Below are 21,854 nucleotides of genomic sequence, written 5' to 3'. Positions count from 1 at the left end.
CTGGGCCGTGCTGTTGGCGGCCCGTGTGGTGCTGAGGGTGGCCAGACCCGCCGCGCTCACGCTGCCATAGGTCAGGCTGGCGTTGTGGGCGCTCAGCGCGACGTTGCCGCCGGTGCTGGTCACCGCGCCGGTGCTCAGGGCATCTTGGCTGGCAAGCGCCACTGCGCCTACTGCACGCACGGCGCCGGTTTTCAGGGCCTCGGCCGATGACACGTTCACGCCTGCGGTTCGGCTGGTGATTGCGCCCAGATGGCTTTGGCCATCGAGGTCCATATCGACCTGCCCATAACCGCTGGTGCTGCCCGTGATGGTCACGGTACCGCCGTTGTCGAGGCTGAGGGAGCCTGTCCTGGATGTCAGCGCGCTGAAGCGGCTGTTGGCCTGAGCGCCAGCCGCTGTGATGCTCAGATCGCGCCCCGCTGTCAATGCCGTGGCGGTGATGCCTTGGTCGGCCGCTCCTGCGGTGCCTGTGCTGTGCAGGGTGATGTCGCGCGGGGAGGTGATGGACAACAGCTCGATCTTGCCTGCGGCTCGGACCAGCACGTCTTGGGCAGATGTGATGCTGCTGGCACTCACGGAACCTTGCTCACTTTGCACCCGCACACTACCCAGCGACGAGGCGATTTTGGTGGCGCTCAACGCGTTTTCGGCGATCAGCTCGGCATCCAGACGGGCAGAAATGGTCGCATTGCGGGTTGTCCCGCCCTGGTCCAGTGCCACCGAGCCGGTTTTGCTGGTCACGGTCAGCACAGGTGCCTCGGTTTCAATAAAGCGGCCGACCGCACCCTCGGCAAGCTGGGTGTTTCCAATGGAATGGAGCGCGGAGAGCACCACGGCCCCGTTCGCGCTGGTGACGTCCAAATCGGTTTGGCTGTCACCCCCGTCCAGCACGGCGCCACCCGTGCTGGACACCACAATGGCACCAGACGTGTTGTTGGCGGTTTTGATGCCGGTCAGGGTGATATCGCCCGTGGCGGACAGGACGACGGTGCCCACACCGCCGTCGATGGTCGCGCCGTCGGCCATGCTGATGGTACGGCCCTGCATCACGGTGGTCCCCGTCCCGTTGCTGAGTTTGGCACCTTCTGTGACGCTGATTTCATGGACACCTGCGGTCAGGGCCATGCCCTGCCCCGCGCTCAGCACACCACCGAGCGAAAGACCGGCCACGTTGCCGTTGAGCGCCATGCGACCGGCTGTGGCGCTGCCGTTGAGCACGCGCAAGGCACCCAGCGGCGAATACAGGTTCAACGAACCACCCGCAGCGGCATTGCGCACAGCCCCGTCGGCCGCCGTTTTGACCGTCATGGGCAGTGTGGTCTGGCCAATGTCACCATCCGCGATCAGTTCAATGTTGGTGGCGTCTACAGCCTGGGCGCGGGTGCCGCGATCGTCGATGAGGCTGAAGGCGGAACTGAGAACCGCGCTCCCACCAGCAGAGACTTGGGAGATGCGCATGGGAGCGCTGTCAGCGCTGATGAAGGCATCGCCGGCTGCCGTAGCCACCAGCTTGCTGCGCTCGCGGGTGAGCACATCCACAGACTGACCCCGCACACCAATGGCCCCAGTGGCGCTCAGCGTGACGCCCAGACCTGCCGCATTGATGTTGCCAGCCTCGTCGCTGGTGTCGGTGATGTCGCCATCGGCCACGACCACCACCGCGCGGGCGGCGTCGAGCGTGCTCAGCCCTACGTTGTCGGCCGACACATAGATGCCACCCGAAAGCGCTTTGAACAGCGAGCCGCTGGCCATGGTGATGCTGCCAGTACCGCCAGCGGTGACGTCGATGCCACCGGCAGCGGTCAGGTCGCCATCCACGTCGAGATTGCCGCTGTCGGCTTCGAGGGTGATGTCTTGCCCCGAAGTGATGCCGCGCGTGGACATGCCGCCCGAGGCCAAAATGTTTACTGGGCCAGCGGCGCTGATGTTGCCGAGCACATCGGCGTCGCCACCGTAAGCGATGAGCGACACGTCGCTGCCCGAGCTGACCCCTTGCAGCCGGATGCCTTGGGTGGCTTGTACATCCACGCGGCCCGTGGCGCTCAGGTCGCCGTTGGCGATCACATCTTTCTGTGCGGCGTCAAGGTAGATGTCGCCACCGGAATTGATGTTTTTCACGGTAAGGCCGGTTTCTGCACCCGCCAGGTAGACCGAGTAGCCCGAGGCCGAGGTGGCGTTGACGCCGCCGGTGGCGCTGGCTTTGACCACGAACGGATTGGCCGCCGAGCCGACTGCGCCGCCCTGTGCGATCAACGTGGCTTCGCCCGCCTCCAGCGCGCGGGTGCGGTCGACGCCACGCGCATCGATCATGGCGCCTTGCGCGGTGAGCGTGACCGCGCCGGGCGAGTACACGTCGGCCACGCGCATGTCACCCGTCTGGTTGATCCAGATGCCTTCTTGCGCGCGCGCCACCAAGGTCGCGGCGCTGGCGTTGCCGCCGCCAGTAAGGCTGAGCGTGACGGCCTTGTCGGCCGTGCCGATGGAGCCACTGGCCGCTTCCAGAATGGCCTTGTGGCCCTGGATCACCGAGGCGGTGGAATTGGAGGCATTGAGGATGGAGCCGCTGACCTTGATACGGATTTCGCCATTGCCCGTGACCTGTTCGAGGTTGGCGTTGCCACCGGTGGGGTAGGCATCGGTTTCGTCGGCACCCAGATAGACAAAACCGTTGGAGGTCACGTTGAGCTTGTTGGACAAGACGTTGAAGGTGTCCTTCTTGACCACGGTCAATTGCCAGGTGTCTTTGTCCAGCGACATGTCATCGCTTTCGGCCGACATGATGGTGAGCTGGTCGTCGATGGTCAGACCGCCTGCTTTGCGCAGGTCGATGGTGACCGCGCCTTCGTCGCGACCAATCTTGCCACCGGGGCGCAAAACCACACGGTTGCCCACCACATTGGGCTCTTCGATGCGGGTCTGGGTGTCGGTGGACGACTTGGAGAAGATCGCCTTGGGCAGTGGGCTCTTGAGCTCGGTATCGCTCCAAGTCGAGAGCGCATCGACCTCAGCGGAGCCCGAGGCCACCAGCGCGGCGTTCACCTCGCTGATGATCAGTGCTTCGCTGACCTGGTAGTGCGTCGCACCATAGAGCTTGTGCAGTTCGCTCAGCTCTTGCTCGCGCCCATCTTCCAGCGCGGTGATCTGTGCAGCGGTCATACCCGACTGGGTCAGGCGAGCTTTCTCATCGCTGGAGAAACTGAACACATAGGTGTTGGGGTCGTAGGCGTCCGCGGTGAAGGCGGTCACCGCGCCCGTGCTGGAGTCGATGGACGTGGTCTGCGCGTTGCGCAGGCTCCAGTAGCGGCGGAACTGGCTGCGGGTGTTGGTGAGGGTGCGTTGGCGGCTCACCTCTGCACTGTCGCCTTGCAGCGATGCCGCGTTCCACAGCGCGAGCAATTCCTCTTCGGTGCGCACGTCGCGGGTTTCGTTGCGGTTGTTGTCGATCAGGTCACCTGCGGCTTCGATGTAGACATCGCCACCACTGGAGGCGACCTGGTCGACCCAGAGGTTGCCCGAACCCTGCTTGAGGGCAATGCCGCGCGCGGCATGGGCCGTGATGCCGCCACCGGCGGAATCTTCGGTCTGGATGTTCAGCGTGGACTTGACGCTGCCGTCCAAATTGAACGCACCGATGCCACCGCGCGGGGCGGCGATTTGGATGCGGCTGCCCGAGACGTGGACCGTGTTCGGGTTGACACCCACAATGTCTTCATCGCCCAGCAACCAGACCTTGCCGGTGGTGGAGACCTGGTTGATGCGCAAGGCACCGCCCAGGCTTTGGAAGGCGATGTTGCCGCTGGTGGAGGTGGCGGTGAACGAACCGTCGCCGGTGATTACGTTGATGGGCGCGCCTTCGGAACCGATGCCGGTGGCGGCGTAGAAGCGCAGGTCGTCGCCGGTGACGGCGGTGCCGCCACTGAGCTGCTCGATCGAACCCTGGGTGGACTTGATCGACACCATGCCGCTGTCGTTGGTGATGCCCCCGGAAATCCGGATACCCGCTTTGCTTTCGACCTCGATGTTGCCGCTGGTGTAACCCACCAGCTCAATGGCGATCGGCCGGTCGGCGGCCACCCGCTGGGTGAACACGTCTTTTTTCCCGACCTCGGTGCGGTAGTCGACGTAGTAGGTTTTCTTGAAACACAGGGTGCCGCACTTCTTCCAGCTGCGGTAGTAGATTTCCTTCTCGGCGTCGGTGGTGAAGGTCTGCGTGCCCATCCAGAAGTTCTGCGCGGGCGGGCTGGCCGTGGTCACGTAAATGCCCTCGGGCATGGCGGTGGAGGTCTTGGTGATGGTGTCGACGCTGTTCCACTTGATGCTGCCCAGGTTGATCGCACCCCAGAGGGATGAGGACTTTTGGTACCAGTAGCGCTTTTCCTGTCCGAACTCGTAACCCGCTGACCAGACATAGGTGCTGTCGGTGACCGGCGCATAGCTGAAGGTGGCCAGCAACTCGGGGCGCGATGCGTTGGGGGCCAACAGGGTGGAGTTGGTGGGGGCGCCAATCACGGTGCCGCCGCGGCCTGCCGTGGTCGTTGCCTTGAACACGCCATTGGCGTCGCGCTGGTAGCTGGTGACTTCGTAGGACGTGATGCGGCGATTGGCTCCGGTACCGGTGTACACCGGCTTGCTGAGATCGGTGATGCGGACCACGCCGGCTTCGCCGCCGGTGTCCAGGCCCAGCAGGTCCAGGCCGTAGCCGGTCTGGTTGTCGATGTCGAAGCGGGCATAACCGTCCAGCGCTCGGATCACGCCGCCGCCGGTGTTGATGATGGAGCCCACCACCTCGACCAGGCCGCCTGTCACTTCGGTGGCGGCCACTTTCAGGCGGTTGTCTTCGGCGTCGTAGTACACGATGGGCTGCTTGCGCCGCGCATCCATGGCGGCAATCAGGTTGTCGCGCTGGGTCTGGGTGATGGTGCCGTTGGCGAAGCGTTTGTTGATGTCCGCCTCGTTGTCGGTGGGCAGGCGGCCCGCCACCTGAACCAGCGATGACCGCCCCTGGGCCAGGTAAGCGCCGCGGTTGTTGGTCCACTGGGTTTCCCAGTTGTTGATGGTGGTTCCCACGCCGGCGTTGGTGAGCGTCACCGTGTAGTCGGGCTGGCCCGACTGGATGGTGCCGTTGATGTTCAGGTAGCGCGCACCCAGGAAGATGCCGCCGTTGGCGTAAATGCCGCCTGATCCGTTGCGCAGGCAGTTGGCGCTGAAACTGGTGGCGCTGGGATCGCCCGCCCGGGCGGTGCCGCAGCGCACCACGCCCATGCTGTCGAGCTTGCGCTGTTGATCGTCGTTGTAGGCCACCGCGTACAGGTTTTCAGGCGAACCACCGATCGACTGGCTCACGCTGGGCGATGACAGAACGAAGTTCTTGCCGGCGTTGATCTGCACCTCCAGACCGTCCACGCGCGGCACATAGGCGGGATCTTCCTGCATGACAGAAATGCTGCCCGCCGTGTTGCTGAGGATGATGGGGCCCAGCTTGTTGTAAAGCAGGCCATTGACGCGGATCTCTGGCGCACGCAACTGGTCTTGCCGCAGGTCGGCGCTGCTGCCGTCGGGTGCGGTGGCGATCACAGCGCTGCCCGACACCAGGCCCGTGGACTGGTAGCTGTTGAGCACCTTGAGCGTGGGCAGCTCTTCGCCCGCCCCGCCACCACGGGTGTCGATGCTGTCAACCGTGAGCGCGAGGCCGGTCTTGGTGTCGCGGTTGTAGGTCGCGATGTCGGAACCGTTGCTTTCGGTCAGGTACACGCCGTTGTATTTGGCAAAGCCGCCCGAGCTGTCGATGATCAGGTCTTTGACCCGGATGTTCATCGGGCTCTTGTTGTCGATCAGGATCTCGGAGTCGGCACGGGCGACGAGCTGGGCGTTGCCGGTGACGTTGTTGCCAAACAGCTCCACGTTGCCACTGCCGGCGCGCACGTTTTGCACGGTGAGAAAGGTACCCGGCACGTTGTCTTGCGCCACGATCTTGAACTGCCCCGGAACGTCGGGGTTTTCTTCCAGCGTGGCAAAACCTTCGCGCACCAGGCTTTCCAGGTAGAACGCAATTTCGGCCTCGACAAAGGCGCGCACCTCGGCAACGTCCCCGTAGTTCTTCAGTTGGTCGTAGAGGCTGTCGAGATACGCCGCACCGGTGGCGGCCAGGTCTTCGGTCCCGATGCTGTAGCGGATGTTGCCCTGGGTCTTGCTCGCATCGAGCGTCCCGTTGGGGTTGATCACAATGACCTGCTTGTTGCCGTAGCCCGCTTCAAACAGCCCGCTGAGGGCTGAGTTGGCGGTCAGCGTTTTTTTGGTGCTGCCGTATTCGCTGCTGATGCCAATCAGCTCGCCCACGTCGCGGGTCCAGTCGCTGACCTTGCCCTTGCCTTCGACCACGTAGGTGCCTTCGATGCCACCCACCTTGATCGTGCCGCCCGAGCGCACGGCGTCGCCATACACGAACACATTGTTGGTGAGATCGAGCTGGGCATCGGCGTCGGGGTTGACCGACACCGGGATCGCGGCATGGTTGAACAGGTCGGCGCGGGCCGTGACAAAGCTCTTGTTGCGCCAGAAATCGCGGTCTTGGCCGGCCAGCAGCGTGACCGCCCCTTCACCGATCAGGGTGGTGTCGGCACCCACGGTCACCACGTTGTCCACGTTGGCGTGGGCCAGGGCGTCGCCCTGGGCACCCGCTGCAGCGCCGTAGGTTTTGGTGATGGTGTTGGCCTCGATGTCCACATAGGACATGGCGTTCACGAACACCTCTCCGGCCACGTTGATGGCGTTGCGCTCGCCGATGGTGGCGTTGGCCGCAGCCGTGGACCGTATCTCGGTGTCGACCAGGGCGATGGGGATGGCACCGCCCAGGTCCAGCCGGCCCACCGAAGAGCCGCGCAGCTGGTTGTAGGCGCGCAATTCCAGCAAGCCGGTGGTGTTGCCGCCGAGGGTCAGGGCCACGTCGTCGCCCAGCTCGGCGGTGGCCGTGCCGTTGATGACGGTGTTCGCATCGGCGCCGGCGCCGGCGATCACGCCACCACCGCCGCCGCGCGCGCTCACGGCCAGCAGGTCGGTGCGCTCTACGTCGTTGGTGGCCAGCACACGCAGCTGGGCGCCCGTGAGCTTGGCACCGTCATCCAGCCGGGCCACAGCCGAACCGGTGAGGCTGGCCGTGGTCACGGCGCCAGAGCCACCGAAGGCCGAGGCGTTGACGGTCTCGGTCTGGCTGTCGTAGCGAACCTTGCGGTCGGCGCTGAGGGTGGTCGTGCCGGTCACCGTGAGGCCTGCGGCTGCGGTCGAGGCGATCGCGCTCACGTCTTGCTCGTGGTCCACCGTGGCCTCAGCGCCCGCACCGGCGATGACGCCGCCGCTGCCCGCCTCGGCGTCGGCATCGATGAACTCGTCACCCCGGGCGCTGATGGTGAGATTGCCCGATACAGCACCGCCCAGCGCCGCCACCTGGGTGCTCACCGTCGAGTCGCTGGCGGCGCTTGCCACCGCCACACCCGCGCCGACAAAACCCACACCCACGCCGGTGGCGGATGCGCTGACGCTCATGGCGTCGTTGGCCGAAATACCCACATCGCCCGTGGCCAGCAAGTTCACGCTGCCCAGGTTCACCGACGACCGTCCGGTGTTGCTGGCGGAGGCGCCCGCCCCTTGCAGGCCCAGCAGCAGACCGCCGCCACCGGCCACCGCGTCGGCTGTGACCGAGCCGTCACCACTGCCCAACACGGCCGTGACCAGCAGGTCGGCACCACGCAGGCTCACCGGACCAGCGGCCGAGACGTTCACGTTGGTCTCGACTTCGGACAGCGCCACCGAAACACCGACGGCGGCACCCGCCGCCACCGACACGCCAAAGGCGCTGGTCTCGGCCGACGGATTGGATCTGGCGGACAGGTTGAGGTTGCCGCTGCCGGCGTCAATGGCCGTGCCACTGCCCAACACCAGCGAAACGGTGCCCGCGTCGGTCGCGGTGGCGCCAGCGCCCGCACCCGCAAACACCCCAGCCACCCCGCCCCATGCGCTGGCCTCGGTGCTGGCGTCGCGCTCGGCGATCGCAGTGAAGCTTTCGCTGGTGAGCGAGCCGGCCAAGGTGGTCCCCACGCTGCCCGTTTGCGCCGCCGTGGCGGTAACCACGCCCACGGCCAATGCGCCCGCACTGGCGCCAATGGCCTCGCTCAGCAAGGTGGTCTGGTCCAGCGCTCGCACGCTGACCAAGCCGCCGGCCTGCAGATGGCCCGACAGCGCCGCGCTGTTGGCCGTGTCGTTGGTCGCCACCGACACCGCTGCACCAATGCCCACGAAGCCCCCTGCGCCAGCGATCGCCCGGCTCTCAATGGCCGGTTCGCCGCTGACGGGTGTGCGTGAACCGGATTCGATCACCACGTTGTCGGCCACGATGAGGCTGGCCGAAGCCACGCTGGCCTGGTTGGCGCCACCCAGTTGCGTGATCGCCACGCCCGCGCTCACGCCAACGGCCCCACCCAGTGCGATGGCCCCCGCGTTGTTGTCCACCGACGTGCGGTCCAGGCTGCGCACCGCCAATGAGCCCGCGATGATGGAAGGCGTGGTGATGGTGGCCGATGTGCGGTGGCTGCCGGTGGCCCCGGTGAAGGCGCCCTGCGTGTCGTAACGCCCACTGTCATTGAGTGAATCCGTTTCGGATGCGCTGAGCGCCTCCCCCGTCCCACTCGCCCGGTCGGACTGCGTGGCGCCGTTGATCTGCGCCAAAGTGCCGCCGTCGCCATTGAGCTCGCTGCTGGCGTCGCTGTCAGGCGCACTGCCAAAGACCAGCACACCCACCGCACCGCTGACCCCTGCGATCCCGCCGCCGCCGCCGGTGGCGGTGATCATGTCGATGTCGGCCGCACGTTCGGCCGCCACCGTGAGTTCGCCCGACACGCGCACGCTGGCCGCGCTCAGGGTGGCGTCCACCGTGCTCTTGCCCACCACCACGTTGGCCGAGGCGCCCACGCCGGCGAGACCGCCAACACCCAGCTGGCCCGCATTGTGGTTGAGCACCACGGTTTCATTGGCCGTGATGGACAGCGAAGCGGCGCCAGAGGTCTTGGCAAAGGTCACACGGGCGGTTTCGGGCGCACCGGGCGTGGTGGTCACCAGCGCCGTCAGCACGCCGTCGCCGAGACTGCTCACGTCTGCGGTGTAGGAACCGTCGGCGTTGAGCACCGCGGTCACCTGCCGCGTGCCATCGGACACGATGACACTCGCCGCGCTGTCGGCGGTCGGGCCAAAGTCGGACTTGAGCACAAAGACCACCGCTTCGTGGTTGCGGGCGTCGACTTGGGAGAAGCCCGACAGCGTCTCGATGCGGGTGAGCGCAGCGGGCTTGCTGGCGGCCACGGGATCGGTGTCGGAGGCGTTGATGCCAGTGGATTTGGACAGTGTGGTGGTTGAAACCTTCTCCACCCCGCCCTCGCTGATGAGCACCTGGGCCATGAGCAGGCCGTCGGCCAGGCTGGACACGTTGGCGGTGTAGGTCCCGTCGGCCTGGCGCACGGCGGTCACGGTGGTCTCACCATCGGTGAGCGTGACCACGGCGGTGTCCGAACTCACCAGGCCCGTGAGGTCGCTCAGGCTCAGGCGAACGGCCGACTGGTTGGTGGTGTTGACCAGGTCGTAATCGGACGCCAGGTTGATCGTCACTGGAGCGTCGCCCGCTGACGCCAGCAGGCCGGTGGCCAGCGTGCGTTTTGCGATCGTCGTCGTGCCGGTCACGGCGGCCTCGGTGGCCCCCTCCATCACGCTCACCGCGGCCCCCACGGCAACACCAAACGACCCGCCTGCGGCAGCGGAGGCGCTGACGGACAGCGATTCTGTGCGGTTGTCGGCATCGACCACCACCGCGCCATCGGCGGCCAGCGCCGAATCGTCAACCAGCGCACGCACGGTCGAGCCCGAGACGTTGACCGTGAAGCTCAGGCCAACGCCGGTGCCACCCGGCACGCCGGCATAGCTCACCGCTCCCGCCACGAGGTTGGACGCATTGGTCCCGTCGGCCAACACCGAGATGTTGTTGGCACGGATGGTGGAGGCATCGACCAGGGCGACGGTCTCGCCCTTGAGCAGCACGACATCACCACTGCCCGCCACACCGGCCACGGCCCCACCAGCCGCACCGGCTGCGATCTGGGCCACGGTGTTGGTCGAGACGGCCTGCACACGTGCATCTGCCTGGGCCTGCGTCGATACGTTCCTGACTTCGGCACGGGTGGACCGGTCGATGATCTCCGTGCCTACCGAACCCGAAACCCCGACCGAGCCAATGGCCAGGGCCGTCGCCGAGCTGGCGATCATGGCGTGGTTGGCCGCCAGCACGTCGAGCGACTGGTTGGCATGGGCGCCAGCGGTCCAGTCGTTGAAAAAGATACCGTTGGCGAGATAGGCGCGCGTGCTGCCGCCGATCTTGTTCACGTTGATCGCGGCACCGGCAGCCCCCGCAGCGCCGCCACCGGCCACCGCCGTGGTGGCACCGATCTGCTGAATGCCGGTGGCCTGGATGGCCAGGCCCTTGACGGTGCGCGTGCCGAAGCTGGCCCCGCCCAGGACCGCGTCCGACACCTCGGTCATGTTCATCAGGTCGGGCGCGCTGGCCAGGGATTCGTCGCGCAGGACGAGACCGCTGCCGTTGCCCAGGGCGTTGACGTGGGTGTCCCAGCCGGCCACACCCGCGCTGGTGGTGCTGCTGATGAGGTTGGACTGCACGCCGCCGGCCGCGCCGACGCCCGCCACCCCCAGGCCCACGGCCCCGGCCAGCGTGCGGATGCGGTCGCGGCTGTTGGCCGTCACCGCCACCGTGTCGGTGGCGATCACGTTGCTTACGTAGCCATCAGCACCCAGCAGGGCGCTGGTGGTGGCGCCAATGGCGCTGACGGCCACCGAGCCCTGGGCACCATTGGAGCCGGCGCTCATGCCGACGGCGATGGTGTCGATCTGGTTGTCGCTCTCGGCCGAGAGGACCATGTCGTCCATGTTCTCGGTCCAGTAGCCGGTGTTCGAGGCGTAGTTGGCGTAAGACACACCCTTGAGCTGGCTCTGGGTCTGCGTGCCGATGCGGTTGACGGCCACGGCGGCCCCCACGCCAGCGCCCATGCTGCCCGACACATTGCCGGCCAGCGAGTCGATCTCCGAGGATTGGCGGGCACTGATGGTCAGCTGGTTGGTGGTCGCCAGGCCAGAGCCCGTCCAGTACGCGGTGATCTCGTCTTCCAGCAGGTTGGTGGTGTTGGAACCGCTGATGCTGGCGGTGCCACTGACGCCGACGGCCACGCCAATCGACTCAATCACCGAGGTGGAGTAGGCGTTCACCAGCACGGCGCCGGTGCTGCGCACCATACTGTCCGTTACCTCGGCCTTGACGATCTTGCTGCTGTCGGCGTCTGTGGCCGTGCGGCCCAGAAAGTTCAGCGCCACAGCGGCGCCACCACCAGCGGTGCCGCCCCCTGCCACCGAGCCCGCGAAGGACTGGATGGTGGAGATGTCTCGGGCCACCACGTCCACCGAGGCGGCGGAGGTGACCATGTTCGTGCCGCTGAGCTGCGCCAGCACCGTGGAGGTGATGCCGTTGGTGGTGTTCGACCCGGCCAAGCCCACCGCACCACCACCGGCCATGCCCGCCGCGATCGACTGGACCGTGCCCGAGGCAGTTGCCCGCACCGCCAGCGCACCGCTGGCGCGCAGCGTGCTGTCGACCACCCGCGCGGTGACATCACCGCCGATGTCGTTGACCGACACCGCCGCACCCACCGCCGCACCACCCGAGCCACTGATCGTGCCAGCGAGAGAAAAGATGTCGGCGTCGTTGTCAGCCGTGACGGTGAACGCCCCACCCGTGGCGCTCTGGTTCAGGCTGAGGGCCTGCGCCTTCACGCTGGCATTCACCGCATTGGTCGTGAAGCTGCCATTGACCGAAGCGGCACCGTCGGCGGCGCCCGAGGCAGCCACCGACTTGATTTCGCCGCGCAAATCGGCATCGACCACCACCGCAGGCGCGGCCGACAGCGTCATGGCCGAGAGGGTTGCCGACACCTGGCTGCCCACCTCGTTGACCGCAATCGCGGCACCAAACGCACCCGACAGGCCGCCTGAGACGTTGCCCGCCAGGGTGTGCACGGTCGCCGCGTCGTCGGCTTTGACCGTCAGGGATGTGGAAGCGCCCGTGAGCGAACCACCCGACCAGATCGCCGTGATGTCGTCTTCCAGCAGGTTGGTGGTGTTGGAGCCGGTCACGGCGGCATTGCCGCTGACGCCCACCGCCATGGCCATCGATTCGATGGTCGAGGTGGACAAGGCCTTGACCTGCACCGCGCCACCCGAATTGAGGTTGCTGTTGAGCACCTCGGCCTTCACCACTTTGCTGCTGTCGGCGTTGGTGGCCGTGCGGCCCAGGAAGTTGAGCGCAAAGGCCGCACCACCGGCTGCGTTGCCGCCACCGGCCACCGAGCCCGCAAAGGACTGGATGGTGGAACTGTCCAGAGCCTGCACGCGCAGCGACGAAGACGCAGCAGCCTGCGTCACGTTGCTCATCTGCGCCAGCACGGTGGAGGTGATGCTGTTGGTGGTGTTAGAGCCGGCCAGGGCGGTGGTGCCTGCACCCGACGCACCGGCCGCCACCGAGCGGATGGTGCCCGACGAACGGGCATCCACCCCGACCGCGCCACTGGCGCGCAAGGTGTGGTTTTGAACGCGGGCGATCACCGAACCGCCGATCTCGTTCACCGACACCGCGGCGCCTACCGCCGCCTGGCCAGCACCGCTGATGGTGCCGGCCAGGGACGAGATGGCCGCCTGGTTGTCGGCGCTCACGGTAAAGGCGCCGCCTGTGGCGCTTTGGCTGCCACCGACCACCTCGGCCAACACATTGGCCTCGATCACGTTGGTGGTCACGCTGCCGTTGATGGCCGCCGTACCGGCGCCACTGCCCGAGGCCGCCACCGACTGGATGGAGCCGCTCAGTTGGGCGTCCAACGACACGGCCACGGGGGCTGCGAGCACCGAATCTTTCAAACGCGAGGTGACTTGGAAGTCGTCGCTGCCCTGGCCCATGAGGTTGACCGCCACCGCGCCGCCAATGGCGCCGGTGCCGCCGCCCGACACAGCGCCCGCCAGCGACTCAATAGCGCCCGACTGCGAGGCGTGCACCGTGAGCGCCGTGGCCGCCCCGTTGAGGGTGCTGTACTCCACGTTGGCCAAAGTGCTGCCGTTGAGCAGGTTGGTGCTCGACGAGCCCGCCAGCGCGTAGTCTTTGCCGCCCGCCAGCGTGACCGACAGCGTCTGGATGTGCGCCGCGGCGTCGGCCAGCACCGACACGGCACTGCCCGCGTTGAGGGTGGACGACACGACCTGTGCCGAGCGCGTGCTCTCAATGGTGTTGAAGCCCAACGCCAGGGCACCCGAATAACCCATAGAGGCCGACACACCGCCCGCCAGCGAACGGATGCGCGCGCTGTTGGCACCCGCGCCCTCGCCCGCCTGCACCAGCACCGAGCCGGCCGTGACGGTCGAGCCGCTGATGTGCGCGTCGGTCACGTCGGCGATCTCGTTCACCGTCACGGTGCCGGCAAAGCCCACGTTGCCGTCGGCTGCGGCGCCCGAGGCCGCGACCGACATCAGGTCGCTCACGTTGCTGGCCTGCACCTGCACAGTGCCCGCGCCGACGTTGACCGTGGTGTTGTTTTTAATGCTCGCTGCGTTGCCAGCCGCGCGGGTGCTCAGCGTGTCGCTGCCTGCGGTGTAGGTCTTGGTGCCGGTCTGCGTGTAAGCCACCGCCGCACCAGCGGCCTTGCCGCTTCCGCTGCCCACCGCAAAGCTCAGGTTGCCGGCCAGGCCAAAGGTGTTGCCGGTGGTGCTGGACTGCACGTCCAGGCTGGCAGCGTTCACGCTGCCACCGCTCACCGTGGCCTGTGTGCGCTGACCGATCAGGTTCACCGAGGCCGAGCCCATGCCCGAGAACTTGCCTTTGGTGGCACCCACGCCAGCCGACACGCCGACGATGTCGGCCCGGCTGATCGCCGCCACATCCACGTTGCCCGCCACGGTGACGTCGCCTTCGAGCTCGGCGCCGTAGGTGGTCTGAATGTCGTTGTGAACATAAGACAAGCCCAGGCTGGACGCGCTACCGCCCAGCGTGACGCTCAGCGTGCCGGCCACACCGACGATGCTTTCACCGCCCACCGCGCTCTTGAATTCGCTGGTGTAACCGTTGTCGGTCGATGCCATCTCGTAGTCGGTCAGCTCGGACGTGCGCACGGCACCCAACAGGGCGTCCAACGAGGCACCGGTGGGCGCTCCGCCCGCTTGCAGGGCCAGGTCGCCTGTGAGGTTCACCAAGGCGCCATCGGTCACACCGGCGCTCAGCGTGTTGCCGATGTGGTTGAAGACAAACGAGCCCATGAGCTGGCCCCTGGAGGACGCATCGGTCTGAAGACCACCCACCGCAGCGACACCCACCACCTTTTGCGACGACAAGGCCAGCACCGCCAGGTCGTGCGCCTGCGTGATCGACCCGTCCGACACCTGGGCCCGCGTGCTGCCCTTGGCGTTGACGATCGAGATGGCCGCCCCCACCCCCGCCGAGCCCTTGCCGGTGCTGACCGACAGCGCGCCGCCGCCCGCGCCAATACGGCTGCGGTCGTAAGCCACCACCTGCACGCCCAGCGCGGTGGGCGAAGCCACGTTGCCCAACACATCGGTGCCTTCCATCGACGCCTGGGTGTCGTCGGTGGTGGTGGTGACCGATGCCGAGCCAGCCACCGAGACGCTGGTGGTGCTGCCTTTGGACAGGTTGAGCGAGATGCCCGTGGCCACGGCGGTGCGCTCGCCCGATTTGAGCGCTTGCAGCACCAGGCTGCCGCTCTGGTCGGCCAGGTCGCTGATGTGGCTGTTGACGATGCGTGCCGTGGTGTCGTCGTCTGACTTCTGGACCGCAACGGCGCCTGCGATGGCGGCGGTGAACTTGTCGGATGTGTTCTTGGACAGGGAAAGTGCCCCACCACCGGCCACACTGACCTGTGTGAGATCGGACAAGGCCTGCACCGCCACCGTATTGCTGCCGGCTCCCATGCCACGGACCACCGCGCCTTCAAGCAGGGCCATGGTGTCGAGGTCGCTGAAGTTGGTGACGATGGCACCGGCGCCCGCGATGGAGAAGCTCGGTGGTTTGCTCGCTGCCGGTTCCTCGCTGGCGGCGGAGTCGGTGCCCCCACCTTTGGCGGGTTCACTGGCTTCGTCCAGCGGGGCCATCGTGGCGTCGTTGCCGTCGAGCTGGGCTTGTTCGTCGGCCGACTGTTCCGCGGCCTCGCCACCCAGGTTGCCTGCCGTGCTTTTGCTGGCGGGCTCTTCAGCAGCGGGATCTTCCGGAGGCGGCTCCTCTCCTGCGGTCGCCCCCGCCACCCCCACGGCGACGATCATGCCGTCGGTGCGGGCCTGGACGTTCAAGGCACCGGTGGCGATCGCGCCCGCATCGCCTTCGGGCGTGTCAGCGCCACCGCCATCGGTATCGTTGTCGCCCACATAGGCCCGGGTATCGCCGGTCATCTTGTTCATGGCCACGCCGATGCCCACCCCTGTGTTCTCGCTGCGGGTGACAGCACCGGTCACGGCAATCACCCCCAGCGACAACTGCGCATCCACATTCACCACATCGGCTGTCACCAGCGCCTCACGGCTGATCGACGCACGGGTGGTCTCGCTGAGCTCGTTGTACGAGGCGATGCCGTTGGCTGCAATGCCCGCGCCGCCACCCGAGGTGGGCGACAGCGAAAGCACCCAGTCGATGGTCTCGGCCGTCACATCGAGTTGCCGGGTGTCGATCTCGACGTCGTCTGCCACACCGGCGATGGCCGTGTTGTTGCGCCTGACCATGGAGAAGGTGCCACCCACGGAGCCCCCGCCGCTGCCCGACTCCGAACCCGCTCCGCCCGCGTTGTGCAGGGTCTGAATGTGGTTTTCCGCGCGCACCACCGCCGATCCATCAAAGCTGCGGGTGAAATCGATCTGGTCCAGGTCGGGTCCACTCGGCGCTTCGCGGCTGTCGGAGACAAAGTCACCCAGCACCCCCAGGTCCTTGTCCAGGGTGTAGGTGTTGATCGGAATCAGCATGGGCACCAGATCCGACTCGAAATTCACCTCGCGAACGCCGTAGCTCCAGGGCAGGCCATCGGTCACGGTGGTGGTGAGCTTGGCTCCGGTACCGACCCAGGCGCGGGTGTCGTTGCGCATGAACGCCAGACTGACGGCGCCGGCCGCCGCGAGGTCCTCGGCGGTCGATGTGGCACCGACGCGTGTGTTGAAGCCGTCGTACAGAAAATCGGTGCCTCCCATCAGGTTGGCGTAGGCTGAAGAAAAACTGCTCCAGTCCGATGGCAGGCCGGCGGTGTAAAACTCAGGAATGTCGGTTGAGGCGTTGACCGCCACATGCCCGGCCGTGATTTCTGCACCGGCACCCACGGTAGCGCGCGTGGTGAAGGCGTGGTCGGCGTAGTTGAACGCCACGGCCAGCCCGATCTTGGACGCGCCCTCGCCCTCGGTTTCCGATGTGGCCTCGGACAGCGCCACACTTTGCAGCTGCCCCACCAGCGTCTGGGCATCGACCACGGCATCGCCGCCTGCGTTCACGCGGGCACCCGCGCCCAGGGAGGCGCGGGTCACGTGATCAGACTCCGACCAGGTCATGGCCCCAGCCAGTCGAAGCGCCGGCGGTTTGCTTTCAGCGGGCTCGCCGCCTGAGGCGGTTTCAGCGGTGTCAGAGAACTCGGACGCCATGGACATGAAGCCGTCCATCAGCGCGGCCTGGGCGTCCTCGCCCGCCTGGTCTTGCGAATACTCCAGCGATTCGGGCAAACCGGCCAGGGCGCTTTCTTCTTCCTCTTCGGAAGCGTTGGCCGACGTGGCTGAGATTGCGTTTTTGCTGGAGGCATTCATCGCCATCAGCGACACATGGCCCCCGGCGTCGATCGATCCCCCCATGTCAACCGCCGTCTCGGAGGCTTGCAACGAGAGCGCGCCCACGACACCGGCGGTACCGCCACCGTAGACCGTGACCTCGGCACTGGTTTCGTACTGGGCGGCGTGAAAAGCCTGCACCAAAGTGTCGGCGTCGCTGGTGAGCACCGCGTTGGCACCCACCGTCACCTGGGTGGTGACATCCGAGCGCGAACCGGCAAACACCACCGAAGCCACGTTGGCCTCGCCGGTTTCGTCATCGGTCTCTCCCGCCGCAGCAGCACTCATGCCCACCCCGGTCTTGGAGGCGGCCACGAGCGCGATGTTTTCGCCAGCAGTCAGCGTCGCACCCGACTGGATGTCGATCTTGGTTGTGCCGGTAACCTGGGCAAAGCCCGCGCTCAGGTTGGCCTTGGCAGAGCCTTCGGACTGCACCTCGACGCTGGCCGAACGGTCGGCCAGGGCGTTGAGGGCGATGTCTTGTGTGGCATCCAGCAACGCTGTTGGGCGGATCGTGATCGTCGCATCGCCCTTGGCCTCCACATAAGCCAGGCTCAGGGCGATCGGCGACTCCAAACTCTCCAGGAGCAGGTTCACCGCCTCTTGCTGGATGCTGCCGGTGACGCCACCAAACGACGCCGAGGACTCGATGGAGGCCTCCATGGTGATGTTTTTGCCTTTGACCGTGCCCGCCACATCGATGCTGGCGTTGGCGTTGGACAGGGTGACCAAGGTCTCACCCGAACTGCTGTTCTGGGCCACCAGGTCAATGTCACCGGCTGCCCAAATGGAGCCGCCGGCGTTGACCACCGACGCGTCAAGCAGCGCATCGGCCTCCACGGTGATGTGGGGTGCTGTCAACACAATGTTGCCGCTGTTGCCGGTGGACGCCACGCTGGCGTTGGTCGCGTCCTGGCCGGAGGCCACCTTGCGGGTGTTGATCACCGCACCGCTTTTGACGGTCAGCGTGTTGTCGCCCCCGTACACAAAATGCGCACCGCCGGTCAGGTTGAGGCCCTCCACCACCGCATCGTCGGGGTCCACAAACACCAGGCCGGCGGCGCCGGTGTCGCTGCCGGCATCAAATAGCATGCCGCTCAAGTTGAGCTGGCGCAGGCCTGAATACTCAATAGCACCGCCGTCGCCCGCGCCGTCGCCGCGCGCGCGCAAGTTCGCGCCTGGCGTGTTGGCAATGTCGCGCTGGGCAAACAGCGCCACCTGGCCACCCGCCGCACCCGAACCCACCGCACCCGAAGCCGAGACCCGGGCGTTGGCGCCCACCGCGATATCGTTGCCGGCCACCACCCTCACCGCACCCGCACCGGTCCAGTGCGAGCTGTCGGCCAGCAGCTTGCCGTTGAGCAACACATTGCCCGGGGTCGTGATGTCGATCACCCCATCGCGCTCAATCAACGGGGTCAACACACGCAGGTCACCCAGGTTCACCGCAGCGCCCGCACGCCGTCCATCGACCTGGATACGGCCCCCCACCGACACCGCCGCCGACGCGCCAGCGCCCTCGCCTGCCATGATCTGTACGCCTTCGGTGGCGTGCACCTCGCCGTCGATCTGGACGGCACCCGTGTCAGACCGCTCAAACTGACCGCTCAGCACCCCGCTGACACGCGACGCCGACTGCCCGGTACCGTCGCCCAGCATGCTGTCGACAAACGCGGTGGATGGCGCGGCAAACACCAGGCGCCCGCCGCTCACCCGCCCGGTCGGACCCACCGCAAAACCGTGGCTGTCAATAAAGAGCAGGTTGCCACCCTGCGACCCATCGGCCAGCCGGCCTTGCAGTTGACCGTCAACCTGCACCCGGGCGTCGCGCACCACATTCACCAACCAGTTGGCCCCGGTGGGCACCACCAGCCCCACGGTGTCGCCCTGGCCCACCTGCAGCACCGACAGGTGGTTGAAGGCATTGCCGTCGCGCAAGGTGCCTGTGGTCACGGTGTGCACGCCCGGCTGGTTGCTGCTCACCACCGTCTGCGTGGCGCCAACACCTTTGATGGGCGCAATCACCGTCTGCGCTCCGACCCAGGGCCAGTGGGCGCCCAGCGCCAATGCGGCCGCCAGCGGCAAAGGCCCTACACGCACCGAAAGCCGACGTCGAGACGGAGGCTCGGACAAAAAACGGTGGCTGAGCGTAGGTGCGAGCGGCTTGGTCATGGTGGCTTCGGGTTCGTCAAAAAACATCGCCTCGCAAGGCGTAAGCGTGGCGCGGGTCAGGCGCCCGTCACCGGCGGGGCTTCGGGCTGTGCACCCGAAACCGGCAGGGTTTCGCGCTCAGCCACCGAGGCCCGCTGCCCAGCCCGCTGCACCAGTGGTCGGAAACGGCGCAGCGACAACAGGTGCAGATAAGCCAGCGACAGCACCCCCTGGGTGTGCAGTTCGTGCACGGTTTTTTCGGGCAACGCCTGTAGCTTGGCCTCGTCCACCACCATGAAACCGTTGAGTTCCACGTCGCTGCCGTCGGCCAGCACCGCCTGCAGGCTGCGCTCGCAGAGCACTCCCGCCGCATCCAGGGCGGCGATCTGCCGTGCGGTGTCGGCCAATCCTGTGTCGGTGTCAACCAACTGACGCAGCCGCTCCAACAACCAAGGTGCTTCGGCACCGGTGGCATCGAAAAGCGGGTCGCCGGCCGCTTCACTCAATTCCGAAGGCTGTACGGCCACCAAAAAACTGCCCGGCGCCCCGCCCTCCCGGACCAGCCGAAACGGCCAGGTAGCCAAGGTGGCCGGCAAGTGGTTGCCAAGCCACCCGCCCGTGTCGGACACGTACAGGTTGTGTCCACTTTGCAGGCCCGTCACCGCAAGCAACGACCAGCCCCCATCGGGCTGGCGGGCCATCACACACGGGTACTCGCTGCAAGCGGCTGGCAGCTCCGCAGCCATCAGCGCCACTGTGACCGCACCACGGGCAAATCCATAGTCGGGTTGGCGGCGGTTGAGCCTCAGATGGCGGTGGGTTTCCCGGTGCAACACGGCCAGGGCTGCGCTGGGAGACACAACTTCGGAGGGCGATTTGGAGGGCATAGTGGGCTTTCTCTGGGGATAAAAAAACGGATTCAACGTTCGTGACGCTCAAGCTCGCGGCGCAAGGCCACCTCGTCCTGCCGCAGGCGGTGCAGCTCGGTACCCACGGCGACCCGTCCGCCGGCATCCGCCTGGGCGCGCTGGGCTGACAGGTTGCGCGCGAGCTCGGCTTGAAGAATGGCGACCGCATCACGGTCCCGCTGCTGCTGCACAGTGGCACTTAATCTGTGCGCCATAGCCGCTGCAGACCGTTCAGGCTTGCCGAGTGGCGTCGCAAGTTCAGGCGTTGCCGGCTTTAGCGGACGACTGCTTGCCGGCACAACCTGAACCACCGTTGGCGTCGGTGACGGAACAGTGGCCGAGACAGCCTGTGGACCTGTCGAGCCGGAGGACAGCCCAGACGGCACAACGCGCTGACAAGCCTTGGCGCGCGCGCGCTCGGCGTCCAACTCATTGGTAAACAGATTGCCAGGGCACCAGTAAAGCGGTGCTGCGGCCTGCACAAAACTGCAACACACCAGCCCAACCAAACTGGTTATCACTGCCCTGCGCCCTTTTCTGAAGACGACTGGCAGAACCAATGAAAAAACCACAACCGATGCCATTCCTAACCATATCATTTTTTAACTTTTATGTTTGTTTATCTATCTAAAATTTTTAAATGATAAGATGACAATATTGTACTTAAACTCAAGTTTTAAACTTTATGTTTTTTTATATATATTTATGTTTTTTTAGAAACCTAAAGACATGAGACGATAAACCGGCAGCAATACGTAAACTCAAGTTTTAAACTTATGTTTGTTTATCTATCCAAAAAATTTTAAATGATAAATTGTCAAATTTGTATTTAAACTCAGGCGCAGCCAGCACACCAGTCCAACGAAAGGAACCCACATGAAGCGAAGAGCCACCGCCCCGCACAAGCAGCGCGGCTTTACCTTGGTTGAAATGTCCATCACCATGGCCGCCGCCGGCCTGCTGTTCGCGGCTGTCACCACCGGCCAGGAACTGATCGACCAGGCCAAAGCCGACAAGCTGCTCAACGACGTCAAGTCGGTCGAGGCGCAAATCCAGCAGTTCGCCAAGCTCAAGCGGCGCCTGCCGGGGGACTGCAATGCCGATGGGGTGATCGACTACAACGCGGGCATTAACGTTGCTTTTGTCACGGCAGCTCCTCTCGCAACACCTGCTGTCGTCGGTGTCGCCGGCACGAGCTCACGCCAGGATGCCGACAACAACAGCCGCGCCAATGAATACAGCTACACGGTGTTGCTGCCTACAATTCCTTCAGATGGCGACATTGCATCAGAGGAATCTGCTGCCTGCGCCCTCTGGGGTGGCGGTTCAGAGCAAGTCACAACGGGTGGAATCACCAATGCTGACGTTGAAGTCAGCGAAACCAACGCCAACGTTTGGATCAACGATCTCAAAGCCGCGGGCGTGATCAGCGACAGCGTACCCAACCGGAAGTTCGCGAAGCTGGTGCACGAAGACTTCATGTTCGTGGGCTACGTTGTCGACGACGGTGGCGCATCGGCCGCTGGGGCGCAATACAACGCCATCGTGCTGCACAACGTGCCGCAGTGGATGGCACGCCGCCTGAGCACCGCCATCAACGGCCAGGACGCCCGCGCCGACCGGTCCCGCTTACGCCTGGTCAACCGCGATGCGACCAACGGTACTTACGACCTTCGCTGGCAAAGCCTGCAGGCCGGTACGGCTGACACTGATGCCATGCGCGACGGCATGGTCACCGTCGCCTACTTCTTCGACCGCGTGCCGGAATCGAAGATGGAAACCGACATCCCGGGTTGACCGTTGACCAGGCAGCCTAGCTGACCCCTCGTTTCACCCCAGTCGCTTCGT

4 protein-coding genes are annotated in these 21,854 nt (G+C 65.7%); 1 reads left to right on the top strand and 3 read right to left on the bottom strand.

Features of this window, described 5'->3' with window-relative positions:
* The 3 genes from ACTG4K_RS10265 to ACTG4K_RS10255 all read right to left on the bottom strand — a co-directional run.
* The coding region (locus ACTG4K_RS10265) for a leukotoxin LktA family filamentous adhesin (RefSeq protein WP_439114113.1) at positions 1 to 19,119 on the bottom strand (19,119 nt) is incomplete at its 3' end.
* A 56-nt stretch (positions 19,120 to 19,175) separates the two neighbouring features.
* A complete protein-coding gene (locus tag ACTG4K_RS10260; protein ID WP_439114112.1) occupies positions 19,176 to 19,985 on the bottom strand; it encodes a SapC family protein in 810 nt (269 codons plus the stop codon).
* A 32-nt stretch (positions 19,986 to 20,017) separates the two neighbouring features.
* A complete protein-coding gene (locus ACTG4K_RS10255; RefSeq protein WP_439114111.1) occupies positions 20,018 to 20,221 on the bottom strand; it encodes a hypothetical protein in 204 nt (67 codons plus the stop codon).
* 661 nt (positions 20,222 to 20,882) lie between these two features.
* Here ACTG4K_RS10255 and ACTG4K_RS10250 point away from each other — a divergent pair.
* Positions 20,883 to 21,803 carry a type II secretion system protein gene (locus ACTG4K_RS10250; RefSeq protein ID WP_439114110.1) on the top strand — a complete coding sequence of 307 codons (921 nt, stop codon included), beginning with the start codon at positions 20,883 to 20,885 and terminating at the stop codon, positions 21,801 to 21,803.
* Positions 21,804 to 21,854: the final 51 nt, after the last annotated feature.

Origin of the sequence: Hydrogenophaga sp., from assembly GCF_965657535.1 — a bacterium.
Taxonomy (GTDB): domain Bacteria; phylum Pseudomonadota; class Gammaproteobacteria; order Burkholderiales; family Burkholderiaceae_C; genus Hydrogenophaga.
This window is presented reverse-complemented; position numbering and strand designations above follow the sequence as displayed.

Excerpts from the sequence above, each read along its gene's own strand:
- ACTG4K_RS10260 (WP_439114112.1), bottom strand. The coding sequence starts at position 19,985 with ATGCCCTCCAAATCGCCCTCCGAAGTTGTGTCTCCCAGCGCAGCCCTG.
- ACTG4K_RS10250 (WP_439114110.1), top strand. The coding sequence starts at position 20,883 with ATGAAGCGAAGAGCCACCGCCCCGCACAAGCAGCGCGGCTTTACCTTG.
- ACTG4K_RS10255 (WP_439114111.1), bottom strand. The coding sequence starts at position 20,221 with ATGGCGCACAGATTAAGTGCCACTGTGCAGCAGCAGCGGGACCGTGAT.